Here is a 13,364-nt window from a genome sequence, read left to right as displayed (position 1 = left end):
ACGCTTTGAATAGTGAACATATTATGGCGCGGTTTCAGCTAAGCCCTACTGCCGCGCCAAATCAAATAAAAGATACCCGTAAAAAGCGTGCCAGTGCGGTTATGCTGCCTATTATTGATGTTGATAACCACGCGCATATTTTATTGTGCAAACGCCCTACTTATTTACATCATCACCCTGGGGAAATTTGTTTACCCGGCGGTAAATTTGAGCAAAGCGATAAGCACCTGCGCACCACAGCGCTTCGAGAACTACACGAAGAGCTTAATATAGCGCCAAGTAATGTTAAAGTGCTCGGGCAGCTGCCACAATACTCTACCCTAACTGGCTTTAGCATTAGCCCATTTGTGGGTTTACTTGGTGAACACACAGTATGGGAGAACGATTATAATGAAGTGCAAGCTAGCTTTTTACTGTCGCTTACCCAGCTTTCAAAAGAGGCCAATTGGCAGCCCATTCCTTTTCAACGTTTTGGCAAAACCATCACCTTGCGAGGGTTTAGTACACCGCACGGATTACTGTGGGGAGCAACGGCTAGCATTATAAAAAACTTTACAAAACAGCTTGCCCTACCAGTGTAAAACTTACGGCCAAATAGTTACATAATATAGAATTAACGTTATGATACTCGACCGTTCAAAGAACAGCTTTCGGGCTGAGTAAATAAAGTAGAGACCCATAGTATGATCAGTGCATTTGATATGTTTAGCATTGGTATTGGCCCATCGTCGTCACATACCGTTGGCCCAATGCGTGCCTCGCGCTTATTTGTTAATGACCTACAAGAGCAACAACTTTTAACCTCTGTTACCGATATAAAGGTAGAGCTTTATGGCTCACTGGGTCAAACCGGCGTAGGCCATGGCTCTGGTAAAGCCGTTATATTAGGGCTTGCCGGCTACGACCCAGAAACAATAGATGCCGATTTAGTTGACGATATCCTTGCCACCATTGAAAAAGAGCAAGTGATATACCTCAACCAAACCCATAAAGCGAACTTTCCTAAGCAAGGGGCTATTGTTTTTCATCGCCGCAAAACCTTACCTAAGCACTCTAATGCCATGGAAATTATTGCCTCAAATAATGGCGAAAAAGTATATAGCAAAGTGTACTATTCTATTGGCGGCGGCTTTATTGTTACCGATGAAGAATTTGAAAACGAAAAACAAGCAGCCCTTGATATTCGCGAGCAAAACCCGGCTCCTTACCCGTTCGAAAGTGCAAAAGATTTACTAGAGCTGTGTAAAGAATCAGGCTTTAGTGTATCTACTTTAATGATGCATAACGAAAAAACGCTGCGCAAAGAAGACGATATTAAAGACGAGTTGTTTAATATTTGGCAAGTAATGAAAGCCTGTATTGAACGTGGCATGCGCACCGAGGGAATTTTACCAGGTGGTTTAAAAGTTAAACGCCGTGCACCTAGTTTGTATTTAAAGCTAAATGTAGAAGTGAGTAATGACCCACTCAGAGCAATGGATTGGGTGGATTTATTCGCCTTGGCTGTAAATGAAGAAAATGCCGCAGGTGGGCGCGTAGTCACGGCGCCAACAAATGGTGCTGCGGGTATATTGCCGGCCGTTTTAATGTACTACCACACATTTATTAAAGAAGTGGACCGCGACATAGCCACACGCTATTTATTAACCGCAGCGGCGATTGGTATTTTATACAAAAAAAATGCCTCTATTTCGGGCGCAGAAGTAGGCTGCCAAGGTGAAGTAGGTGTTGCCTGTTCAATGGCCGCTGGCGCACTCACCGAAATTGTTGGTGGTAATGTAGTACATGTTGAAAACGCCGCCGAAATAGGCATGGAGCATAATTTAGGCCTAACCTGCGACCCTGTAGGCGGATTGGTACAAGTACCGTGTATTGAGCGCAATGCCATGGGCGCCATTAAAGCAATTAATGCCTCTCGCCTAGCAATACGTGGCAGTGGCGAGCAAAAGGTGTCGCTTGATAAAGTGATTAAAACCATGCTCGATACCGGTAACGACATGAAAACCAAATATAAAGAAACCGCACGTGGTGGATTAGCGGTAAACATTATTGAATGTTAAGCGTATAAAAACAAAAAACCGCGTATTTTAGCAATACGCGGTTTTTTAGTATTTGTATACTTAAAGTCTTACTATTTTACTGGCAGTTCTATGTCGGCAAATAACGCATCAACATCTTCTTGATTACGTAATAAGCTTGCTCGCTCTACTCGCTCTTTAGTTAAATGCGGGGCAAAACGCTCAATAAAGTCATACATATAAGTACGTAAAAAACTGCCCTTTCTAAAGCCAATTTTAGTTGTGCTAGCTTCAAATAAATGGCTGGCATCAATACACACTAAATCTGTGTCACTTAATTGATCAACGGCCATTGAAGCGACTACACCTACACCTAGCCCTAACCTTACATAAGTTTTAATTACATCGGCATCGGTTGCAGTAAACACAATGTGCGGCTCAAGGCCGTGCGCATTAAATGCTTTATCAAGCTCAGAGCGACCAGTAAACCCAAATACATACGTAATAAGCGGATACTGAGCTATATCGGCAACGGTTAAATTGTCGGCCTTTTGTGCTAGAGGATGATCTTTTGCCACCACAATGCTGCGGTTCCAATGATAGCAAGGCAGCATAACTAAATCTGAGTATAAATGAAGTGCTTCAGTTGCAATGGCAAAGTCTGCGTCACCGCGCGCTGCCGCATCAGAAATCTGTTGTGGTGTACCTTGATGCATATGCAGCGAAACAGCTGGGTATTTTTTCATAAAGCCCTGAATAACACTAGGCAAAGCATAACGAGCTTGCGTGTGTGTAGTGGCTATATTTAGTTTACCCTGATCAGGCAGCGTGTGCTCATTAGCAACCGCTTTTATACCTTCGACTTTAGATAAAATTTCGCGAGAAATGTTAATTATTTCTTCGCCGGCACCTGTAACATGCGTTAAATGCTTACCACTGCGGCCAAAAATTTGTACACCTAGCTCATCTTCAAGCATGCGCACTTGTTTAGATATACCAGGCTGTGAGGTAAATAAACTCTCAGCAGTTGCTGATACGTTTAGCTTATGGTTTTGAACTTCTACGATGTATCTAAGTTGTTGTAATTTCATGGTTGCAGTTTTTAACGTTATTATTAAGCTTATATGATGGTAATACTAAGCAAAACCAAGTTTAATTTAGTTAAAACTTGGCAAAGTAAGCACGTATATTTTCATTATTTAAGCATTAAGGCTAGCATAATAAACCCGCTGCAGATAGCGATGTTTATTCAGGTTCAACTTATAATACATTATTCTTATATCTAATTTTTAACATATTTTTAAGTTAATCAGCGCAAAGCTACCCTCAAAGCATATATTTGATGTAATATAAAAAAATAGATTATGAATCCGAGAATTAAGCCATGATCGTTTCGATTATAATTGTGCTTATAGTGGCACTGATAGTGATTGCACTGTGGGTAAGCGCTGTACAGCAGCATAAAGAAAAGCAAGAAGTTGAACGTCGCAAAGAATTAACAAAACAAAAAGCGATAATTGAAGAAACCGAAGAAGCACTTATGAATAGCGCTAATATTCCGCTTTCTGAAAACATTATACGCGTTTTACAACGTAGATGTTACGAAGCACTAAACGCTATGGTGAACCATTCACCTAATTCTAAAGCATTAAAAAGCAGAATGAACGAAGCTAAAGAAAAGCTAAGTGGTGCAGTACAAGGTAATAGCAGCGACAATTTATCGTTACCAAGTAACGATAAGCAGTTAGTCTCGTTAATTCAGGGCATAAAAAAGCTTAGAGTTATTATGCGCTCTGAGCACAGTAAAGGCCGTGTAGATAGCCAAGTATTTGCAGCAGAAGATAAGCGCCTAGAAAAGTTACAACTTAGAATCAACATAGAAAGCCAAATTAAACGCGGTTTATCTGCTCGCTCAGCGAGCATGGTGGGCTCTGCTAGGCAATATTTTGAAAAAGCCTATGCCACACTTAGTGCCGTTACCTATTCTGATGAATACGTAAACGCAAAACGCCAAGAAGTTGAAGCCTATTTAGAAGAAATAAGCACCGAACTAAAAGCATCAAATGCCACTGCCCTGAAGAAAAAAGCAGAAGCAGAGCAAGATGACTTAGATGTATTATTTGCACCTAAAAAGAAATGGTAATTTTAAATACCCAAAAGAAAGCCCATACATAAGGTATGGGCTTTTTTGTATCTGTTAAGCTATTTTTACCAATGGGTAAATACTAACGTATTTTGAGGCACTACTTAGCGCTAACTACGTTATAAACGCTCATTTACCACAATATAGATACGCAAGGTATAACAACGCAGCGGCATGAGCGATAGCCACTAAATAATAAATGTTTACCCACCCTGAAACTAAGGCTCTTAGCTAAAAGAATGGGTATTAACTATTACGATAAAAATGCAAACTTGATAATAAATAACGCTGTTAATATCCACACGCTAATACTAACCTGATCGCGTTTACCACACAGTACTTTAACCGCAGTATACGATATAAAACCAAGAGCAATACCGTGCGCAATAGAGAATGTAAGCGGCGTCATAAGTAATACCACACTTACCGGAATTGCATCGCTCATGTCATCCCAGTTTACAAACTTAAGGTTTTGCAGCATTAATACCGCAACGTATAAAATAGCACCCGCTGTTGCATAAGCCGGCACCATTTGCGCAAGCGGCGCAAAAAACATCATTAGTAAAAAGCATATACCCACAACAACAGCTGTTAAGCCAGTACGCCCACCAACTGATACACCGGCTACAGACTCAATATAAGAAGTAGTGGTAGAAGTACCTAACATTGCACCCGCAATAGTAGCTGTACTATCTGCACTTAAAGCACGCCCTAAACGTGGCATATTGCCTTTTTCATCGGCTAAGCCTGCTTTTTGAGTTACCGCAACTAACGTGCCTGATGTATCAAATAAATCAACAAACAAAAACGCAAAAATTACACTCAGCATAGAAAGCTCAAAGGCCGCTGCAAAATCAAGTTGCATGAAGGTAGGTAAAATAGATGGTGGCATTGACATTACGCCGTGGTACTCAACTAAGTCGAGGCTTAACGCAATGCCCGTTACTAGCAAAATGCTAATAAGTACGCCGCTTTTTATATCACGATAAAGCAAAGCAGCAATGACAAAAAAGCTTAAAATAGCTAATAAAGGACCTGCCGAAGTAATATCGCCAAGCTGTACTAATGTAGCTGGGCTTGAAACAATAATGCCTGCATTTTTAAGCGCAATTAACGCTAAAAACGCACCAATACCAGTGGCAATAGCCTGCTTTAAGACCAAAGGAATAGCATTAATTATCCACTCTCTGACCTTAAACAAACTTAATATTAAAAATATACAACCAGACATAAATACCGCACCTAATGCAGCTTGCCAGCTATAACCCATGCCCAGTACAACACCGTAAGTAAAAAATGCGTTTAAACCCATGCCCGGCGCAAGTGCTAAAGGGTAATTAGCCCACAATCCCATAATAAAACAGCCAATAGCAGCCGCAATACAGGTAGCAACAAATGCAGCACCTTGATCCATGCCTGCTTCCGCAAGCATTGCAGGGTTTACAAATACAATGTAAACCATAGTAATGAAAGTAGTGATTCCAGCAATGCTTTCGCGTCGCACATTGGAGTTGTTTTCGCGGAGTTTAAATAGAGCTTCGAGCATAATAGACTTGTGATAGTAAAAAGTGACGTAATTTTACCATAAAATTAAGTATAAACAGGACATTTTACCTTGCGATATACTAAACTGTTGACGTAGAAACTATAAAAAAGAAAATATATGAATAAGACTCAGCCTAGCGGACAAGACTTAGAGCAGCAATTAAACAATATTTTAGATTTTGTAACACAGCCTACAAACCACAGCGCTGAAAACAATAGTGATGTAAGTGAGCAAACAACACTTAACAAAGCACTGTATTATTTAAAGCATAACCAAGCACCGTTGGCAGCTAAGTGGATGCGCCTTGCCGCAATGGCCGGAAATCATCGCGCCCAGTTTTATTTAGGGTTATTTTTTGTCAAAGGCCAAGGCGTACCAAAAAGCGTATTTCACGCAGCAGCATGGCTGAGTTTAGCCAGCAGCCAAGGCTATGAACCGGCAACCGCGGCTTTAAATGATTTAAGAAAATATATCGACACCAAACGTCTTAAAGACGCTCAGTGCTATGCAGCCAGTTTGTATGAGCAAATCCACCAAATTCAGTTTGCCCACTTAATTCCAAAAAATAACTAACTACTGTATAGCTAACAGCTAAGCACTGTAAAACACACTAAAATAACTGTATAGCCATCCCTTAAGTACTGTATAACACTGCTACACTTTATACAGTACTGCAAACACCCTCAGCTTTCACTTACACAGCTTAAACTATAACCCACTGTTTTTAAATGGTTATTTTTATTCTTTACTTTTTAAAACCATTAACTGTATAAAAAATAACAAAAAACGCTTGCACACAACAACTGTATAAACTACTGTATACACGTACTGTATATAAACCCAGTGAGTGAGACCTATGCTACAGCCAATTACCGTAAGAACCGTTAAAAGCTACCAACAACATAATGAAAGTGAGTCGGTAAACTTAATAAAAGTAGAAGATGAAATTTCTGCTACGTTTGAGATGCTAAAAGTGTTGCACCAATACAATAGCTCTAACGCGTGGACCTTACTGATTGCGCCCGACCATGTGCCTAGTAAAGCCTTGCTAGATAGCTGCTCTATAGATACCAGCAAACTGCTTGTAATAAGACAAAAGCATTTAGTAAATTTAGAGTATGTGCTTAATTCAGCACTTCATAATGGTAACTTTGCAGCCATTATTACGTGGACAGATATAGTAAGTGAGCAGCAGCTTGTTAATTTATCGCTTAATTTAAACAAAAGAAGCGCTAAGCTATTTTGCTTTACTAAAAAAACCAGTACTACAGCAATATCACTTACTCAATAAGCTTGGTAAAATACATTTTTAATTTATGTTAATTAGTATTTTATGAGTGTAACCAGTACTAGCGCTTGCTTATGCAACAGTCAGCTTAATTATGGCGACTGTTGCCAGCCTTATCATCTTGATATAAAAACCCCAGCCACACCTGAGCAACTAATGCGTTCGCGCTTTAGTGCTTATGCATTAAAAAATGCATCTTATGTATTTAAAACTTACGCCAAAGAAAAACAAGCACAAAACCCAGTAAATGAAATTGCTGACTTTGCCAATAGCTGCCGCTTTGTAAAATTAGTTGTGCGCGATACGCAGCAAAGTGATGAGCGAGGTTATGTTGCCTTTAATGCGTATTATTTTTACCAAAACTTATATTGTGAGTTGGATGAGAAATCAGACTTTATAAAAGAGGACGGTGAATGGCGTTATTTAGAGGGTATTATTAATCCGGTCGCCGATATAAAAGTTGCCAGAAACGACCCCTGCCCATGTGCAAGCGGCAAAAAATATAAAAAGTGTCACAGTGTATAAAATAAGCTAAACACTTAGCATAAAATAGCTTTTTATTTAAGCGCTACTCTATACAACTAAACATGTTAATAACTGCCATAAACAAAAAATGGACCATCTAGGTCCATTTTCTACAATATTGCTATTGGTTATTCATCATCATCTAAATCGAACGATTCACGCTGCGCAGGTCTAGCTAAAATCTCAACATAGAATGAAGTAAGCGCCTGCTTTTCGATTTCGCTGATCTTGTTGTTAATTTCAGCTACGTGAACAACTTCGGCATCATCGGCACTTGTACCAAACTTACAGTCAAACGCCCAGTAATCAGCTTCAACAGGTAGCGTTTTATTGCGCTCTCTTTTCAAATATTTTTTCACTTCATGCTTTGCAGCATCAACCATACGAGGGTATTTGATTTTCTCATGATTTAGCGTGAATGTTTTCTTCATTACGTTCCTAATTACCTTGATTTAATGATAATGGCACTCAAGTCATACCATTTGCAGCCATTATAGCAATTGCATTTAATTTGTGGATGCTTTTTTTAAACAAAAAAAGAATTGTTCTATTTTATTGCATAACCGGTTATTAAATATAAGGTGTTTTAGGCTTTTAAAACGCACAAGTGTTAAATTATTTTTATGCGTTAGCAACAAGCAATGGCTTATGTATAGCCTCATTAGTTAAATCGTCATAAAATGCCGCGGCGTCCATTTGTGGACTTGCAAGCGCGGTGTGCGTGTCATTTAAGCGCCTGCGTACTGATAGTTCACAATTATCGATTACTGTTAAAGGAATATGTAACTTGTCATCTCTAATCGCTAGTGGCTCAGGCTTTAAGCAGTGGCTTAATTTTATTGCTTTCATGCCCGCTTGCTCGCCTTGTTGAACAATCACCGACGCGTGCTCTTGCCCTATGGTCATATCAAATTTTTCGGGAGCTAATAATTGCTTTGGTCCAGCACCAAAGCGCTCCCTTAACTGTTCTTCGTCTACATAATCACTATGCGTTTCACTTTTTGGCAAGTGAAATTGACTAAAATCCAGCGCATCGTGCGATAGCATCGCTAATAAAAGTGAGAATTCGCCTCTGCGATTTTCATGCACACTTTTATTTAGCCTGGTCTTTAGTTGACTCTCTGTGATTAACAAATCATCGATTTGCATAGTCTTTAGCCGATTATGATAACTGATAGATATTTATCGGCTTTATTTCAAATTTCTTTAGCTTTTTTCTTTACTTAAATACGCAGTTTGCTATTATCAGCGCCGTTGCATTGGAGGGGTTCCCGAGCGGCCAAAGGGATCAGACTGTAAATCTGACGGCTCAGCCTTCGCTGGTTCGAATCCAGCTCCCTCCACCACTTTTCTTACCGCTAAGTTAAGTGGGGCCAAATGTAATAAAATAGTGTGGAGGGGTTCCCGAGCGGCCAAAGGGATCAGACTGTAAATCTGACGGCTCAGCCTTCGCTGGTTCGAATCCAGCTCCCTCCACCACTTCTTATCTTCAGTATCTTTTTCTACATCTTTTTCATCACTATTTAAAACTTCATTTTTAGACTAATTATCAAATACCCACTGTAATGTTGCCCCGTGGTTTTTAAGCCATGCTGATGCAGAATTATAATCGGGATAAAATTTAGCTACGCGCTTCCAAAAAGCGCTGCTGTGGTTCAAATACTTTAAATGAGCTAATTCGTGCACAATAACATAATCAATTATACGATGAGGCGCCCCAACAAGGTTAAGGCTAAAGGTTAGCTCTCGCCGAGAATTACAACTCCCCCACTTACGTTTATAACTTCCAATCGTCAATTTAGTCGGTAATGCTTCTGACATCTGTTGGCAATAATAAGCTAAACGCATTTCAATGTAGTTTGTTAGCGTTTCTTCAAGGGCAAGGCAAAGTAACTGCTTGCGTTTTTCAGGCTGTTTTTTTACTCGATTAGAAGTGTAAATAGTAAATACGCTATCGGATTGCTGAACATGAGAGCGTGTCCCTTTTGCAAAAGTAATGGTATATGGCTTAGCAAAAACCATTATTTGCTGGTTTTTAAACGGGTGTTGTTGAGTATCAATGGCGTTAAGTTGTTTATGCAATTGCGCAGTTACCCACTCTTTTTTACTAAACAGCCATTGTTCTATTTGTAGTTTTGGCACGTGTGTAGGCGCATAAACAGTGACTGATTTTTGGCTAACTTTTATTGCCACTGTTTTACGCCTTGCACTGCGTTTTAGCTGATACTCAAACAAGGTGTATGCTCTAAATATAAATAAAAGCGTATTATAAAGCCTTATTTAATCAATGCAGTTATTTAGCGATAAATAAATGGGCTCAGTGTTTATTATTATTTTTATTTACGCAAAATCACGTCTTATTAATAAAGCACGTTACGCATGTTAATATTTTAATGCTAAAAAGTAACCTCATTGATTTATAATATAAATTAATAGATTAACAGTTTATTTATATATTAAATCTATTAAACTAGTTCAATAAAGATACTAATTTGAGCCACTATGCTGTCTGCATTTTTTATAACCGACCACGATCCGAGCCTCATAATTAACGGTGCATATAACCCTATACTGGTTAGTTTATCGGTCATTACCACTATTTTTGCTGCCTTTTTTACGCTCTGGTTAGTTGATGTAGCAAAGCAAACAAAGTTCGAAAACTATAAACGCTTAGCTAATGTAACCGGTGCCACTGTTTTATCGGCCGGTATTTGGAGTATGCATTTTATAGGTATGTTGGCCTTTTCGTTATGCACAAACATTAGCTATGATCCAATCATTACCGTTTTGTCTTTTTTACCGGCGTTTATTGCATGTCAGTATGCTTTTTCGATTTTAGTAAAATCGCAAGGGTCATATAAAAACCTTATTATTTGCTCTATTTTACTAGGCTCAGGCATTGGTACAATGCACTACAGCGGCATGGCAGCAATGGAGCTGGCCCCGTTACTACGTTACGATGCAATCATATTTGCTTTATCAATTGTGGTCGCTGTTGGTTTATCGTTTATAGCACTTTTTACGCGTTATCATTTAACGCGTTTACTACCTAATTTATCACTACTGCAAGCGCGCGCTATTACCGCTGTTATTTTAGGCTCAGCGGTGGCAGGTATGCACTATATGGGTATGGCCGCTACCCGCTTTGTTGCAACCACACCGCTTTTACCCGATTATCAAGAGTCAACCACTGAGCTTGCTTTTGTGGCTATTGCCGTAGCTACCGCGACTGTTGCTATAACCTGTGTTATTGCAGTTATAAATGGCATGGTTAGATACCGCTTACTGCTTGAGGAAAAATCGGCGGATGAATCTCGACTAAATGCTATTTTAGGCACTGCTATTGATGGCATTGTGACTATAGATCACACCGGCATTATTTTGAGCTTTAACGAAGCGGCCAGCAAAATTTTTGGTTGGCGAGAAAACGAAGTTCAAGGTCATAATGTAAAAATGCTGATGGCCGATGAAATCGCTCGCCACCATGATGGCTATTTGTCTCACGCCAAAAATGTAGATCTAGGTAAAGTAATTGGTATAAATAGGGATGTGTCTGCCAAACACAAAGATGGCCACCTTTTTCCTATTCGCTTAGGTATAGGGGAAGTTAATCAGCCCGGCCATATGCCGTTGTATGTTGGCTTTATCACCGATTTAACCGAACAACGCGCTATGCAGCAAAGCCTTATTGAAAAAGAGCAAAAGTACCGCTCTTTAATGGATAATATGCCTGGCGCTGCTTTTCGCTGTAAGTACGACGAAAACTGGAGCATGTTATTTATCAGCCCAACAGTGGCTGAGCTAACTGGGTACACGCCAGAAGAGTTCACAGAAAGCTGCATTGAACTTAACGACCTTATTTTGAAAACAGATCAGCCAACGGTAAACGAAGCCGTAGCGCAAGCCATGACCTCAAGTTTAAAGTACTCGGTAGAGTATCGTATTCGCCACCGTAACGGCAAAGTTGCCTGGGTATTAGATAAAGGCAGTATTACCCTTGATAAAGATAATAACCCGCAGTGGATAGATGGGGTATTGGTTGATATTACCGAGCAAAAAGAATACGAAGACAAACTTGAGCAGGCAAAACTACAAGCTGAAGAAGCAGCGCACGCTAAGCAATCTTTTATGGCTAATATGAGCCATGAGATCCGCACGCCGATGAATTCTATTATCGGTTTTAGCGACCTACTGATGGACACTCCACTAAACCAAGAACAGCAAAAACACTTGGTTACAGTTAATAATGCGGCGCGTTCATTATTAAGGTTACTTAACGAAGTGCTTGATACCGCAAAACTTGAGCGCGGAAAGCTAACGATTGAACCCGTTCACTTTAGTTTAAAACAAGTACTCGATAGCATTATTTCGACATTTTGGCTTGAAGCAAAAAAGAAAGACTTGCGTTTAAAGTTGAATATTAAAGACTCTGTTGCCACAACTTACTATGGCGACCCAGATAGGTTAAGGCAAATTTTAACTAACCTCATCGGTAACGCCATTAAATTTACCGAACAAGGTTCGGTTGAGCTAACTGTAAGTACTACACAAACCGATCAGCTCTTTTTTGAAGTGCAAGATACCGGTATAGGTATTGCCAAAGACCGCGTTAAAGCTATATTTCAGCCGTTTGTTCAGGCCGATGGTACCACTACTCGTCGCTTTGGCGGTACAGGCCTTGGAACAACCATTAGTAAACAATTAGTAGAGCTGATGGGCGGCACTATAAACCTAGTCAGTGAAGAAAACAAAGGCACCTGCTTTTACTTCTCTTTACCGCTTATAAAAGGCGATTCAGAAAAAATAGACCATTTCGATGGCCTGCACACTCAATTACCATCGCTAAGGGTACTTGTGGTGGATGATATTGAGCAAAACACCGAGCTGCTTTCGTTATTACTTTCTAAAGATCAACATTTGGTAAGCAAAGCAAGCAACGGTTTAGAGGCTATTGCAATATTCGAGAAGCAAGATTTTGATGTCATCTTAATGGATATTCATATGCCTGAGTGTGATGGCATAGAAGCAACCACAAAAATTAGAGCCATAGAAAAGCAAAGGCAGCTTAAATTTACCCCCATTATTGCGTTAACGGCAAGCGTCCTACAACAAGATAAACTCACAGCTAAACGTGCCGGCATGAACGGCTTTGCTAATAAGCCGATAGATATAAATCAGCTTAACCAAGAAATAGCCCAGGTGCTTGGCTTAGGTATTGCTAAAGATATGGTTATTAGCCAATCAGACCCTGAGGCTAAACACATCGACTTTGAAAAAGGTGTATTGCTTTGGGGTAATAAATGCAAACAGTTAACTGAAATTGCCAAATTTATAAATGACAGCAATAAACGATTTGATATTTTATTTAACAGTAAGTTATCTGAGATTAAAGACGCCAATAGCCTGATACATACCCTTAAAGGGGTCGCCGGTAATTTAGGCCTAACAACATTAATGACTTTACTAGCCAATTTAGAGCGCGAGCAAACTTCTGAGCAATCTACAGCGTTAATAACACAAATAAAAGACGAGTTAGAGACAATAACACACTTAATATCAGGCGATGAGTGCGCACAAATCACGCCTGCTGAGAGTGAAAATACTGAACAAAAAAGCACGCTAAACGCGGCTGAATTAAAGTCACTGTGTGAAACGCTGCACCATGAAGCGCAAAGCGCTGAGCTCAACGATGATTTGCTAGCGCAGCTTGAAAATAACGCCCCTGCACACTTACAAACTCAAATCAATGAGGTTGTAAACGCATTTGATGAATTTAACTTTGATCAGGCGCAACACGTGCTAGACGGTCTAATTAAAGAGTTTACCCAAGAATGAGAATATTGA

The 13,364-nt window shown here is 39.8% G+C and carries 12 protein-coding genes and 2 tRNA genes; 9 read left to right on the top strand and 5 right to left on the bottom strand.

The features are described from left to right. Positions 1-5: 5 nt before the first annotated feature. Positions 6-581: an NUDIX hydrolase gene (locus PSH41_RS12110; RefSeq protein ID WP_273589113.1), complete on the top strand. Its 576-nt coding sequence runs from the start codon at positions 6-8 to the stop codon at positions 579-581. Positions 582-683: 102 nt separating this feature from the next. Beyond that, positions 684-2,060 (top strand): L-serine ammonia-lyase, encoded by a 1,377-nt coding sequence (locus PSH41_RS12105; protein ID WP_004589403.1) that lies wholly within the window; start codon positions 684-686, stop codon positions 2,058-2,060. Positions 2,061-2,131: 71 nt separating this feature from the next. On the opposite strand, the gene cysB is transcribed toward PSH41_RS12105, so the two are convergent. Then, positions 2,132-3,109 carry an HTH-type transcriptional regulator CysB gene (gene cysB, locus PSH41_RS12100; protein ID WP_024032357.1) on the bottom strand — a complete coding sequence of 326 codons (978 nt, stop codon included), beginning with the start codon at positions 3,107-3,109 and terminating at the stop codon, positions 2,132-2,134. Positions 3,110-3,402: 293 nt separating this feature from the next. Here cysB and PSH41_RS12095 point away from each other — a divergent pair, with 293 nt between their 5' ends. Beyond that, positions 3,403-4,161, top strand: a complete 759-nt coding sequence (locus PSH41_RS12095) for a hypothetical protein (protein ID WP_064386676.1) — start codon at positions 3,403-3,405, stop codon at positions 4,159-4,161. A 253-nt stretch (positions 4,162-4,414) separates the two neighbouring features. On the opposite strand, the gene PSH41_RS12090 is transcribed toward PSH41_RS12095, so the two are convergent. After that, positions 4,415-5,707, bottom strand: coding sequence for an NCS2 family permease (locus PSH41_RS12090; protein ID WP_004589400.1), 1,293 nt, complete (start codon positions 5,705-5,707; stop codon positions 4,415-4,417). Between the two features lie 117 nt (positions 5,708-5,824). Between PSH41_RS12090 and PSH41_RS12085 the strand changes: the two genes are divergently transcribed. From PSH41_RS12085 to PSH41_RS12075, 3 genes are all read left to right on the top strand, one after another. Further along, positions 5,825-6,280 carry a tetratricopeptide repeat protein gene (locus PSH41_RS12085; protein ID WP_064386675.1) on the top strand — a complete coding sequence of 152 codons (456 nt, stop codon included), beginning with the start codon at positions 5,825-5,827 and terminating at the stop codon, positions 6,278-6,280. Between the two features lie 283 nt (positions 6,281-6,563). Continuing rightward, positions 6,564-6,998, top strand: a complete 435-nt coding sequence (locus PSH41_RS12080) for a SulA-like leucine-rich domain-containing protein (protein WP_029774255.1) — start codon at positions 6,564-6,566, stop codon at positions 6,996-6,998. A gap of 42 nt (positions 6,999-7,040) precedes the next feature. Further along, positions 7,041-7,520 carry a YchJ family protein gene (locus tag PSH41_RS12075; RefSeq protein ID WP_029774254.1) on the top strand — a complete coding sequence of 160 codons (480 nt, stop codon included), beginning with the start codon at positions 7,041-7,043 and terminating at the stop codon, positions 7,518-7,520. A gap of 128 nt (positions 7,521-7,648) precedes the next feature. Here the strand turns inward: PSH41_RS12075 and PSH41_RS12070 are convergent, their stop codons facing one another. Then, entirely contained in the window at positions 7,649-7,951 is a 303-nt protein-coding gene (locus tag PSH41_RS12070; RefSeq protein ID WP_004589192.1) for a DUF6172 family protein, read from the bottom strand. A gap of 190 nt (positions 7,952-8,141) precedes the next feature. Next, positions 8,142-8,669 (bottom strand): VC2046/SO_2500 family protein, encoded by a 528-nt coding sequence (locus PSH41_RS12065; RefSeq protein WP_273589114.1) that lies wholly within the window; start codon positions 8,667-8,669, stop codon positions 8,142-8,144. A 112-nt stretch (positions 8,670-8,781) separates the two neighbouring features. Between PSH41_RS12065 and PSH41_RS12060 the strand changes: the two genes are divergently transcribed. After that, positions 8,782-8,866, top strand: a tRNA-Tyr gene (locus PSH41_RS12060). Positions 8,867-8,914: 48 nt separating this feature from the next. Continuing rightward, positions 8,915-8,999: transfer RNA gene (locus tag PSH41_RS12055), tRNA-Tyr, on the top strand. A 63-nt stretch (positions 9,000-9,062) separates the two neighbouring features. Here PSH41_RS12055 and PSH41_RS12050 read toward each other — a convergent pair. After that, entirely contained in the window at positions 9,063-9,713 is a 651-nt protein-coding gene (locus PSH41_RS12050) for a M48 family metallopeptidase (protein WP_273589115.1), read from the bottom strand. Positions 9,714-10,022: 309 nt separating this feature from the next. On the opposite strand from PSH41_RS12050, the gene PSH41_RS12045 reads away from it, so the two are divergent. Continuing rightward, a complete protein-coding gene (locus PSH41_RS12045) occupies positions 10,023-13,355 on the top strand; it encodes an MHYT domain-containing protein (protein ID WP_273589116.1) in 3,333 nt (1,110 codons plus the stop codon). Positions 13,356-13,364 lie beyond the last annotated feature (9 nt).

The organism is Pseudoalteromonas sp. CST2, from assembly GCF_028599385.1.
In the GTDB taxonomy this organism is placed as follows: domain Bacteria; phylum Pseudomonadota; class Gammaproteobacteria; order Enterobacterales; family Alteromonadaceae; genus Pseudoalteromonas; species Pseudoalteromonas atlantica.
The sequence above is the reverse complement of the archived record's forward strand: the minus strand, read 5'-3'. Positions and strand labels throughout refer to the sequence as shown.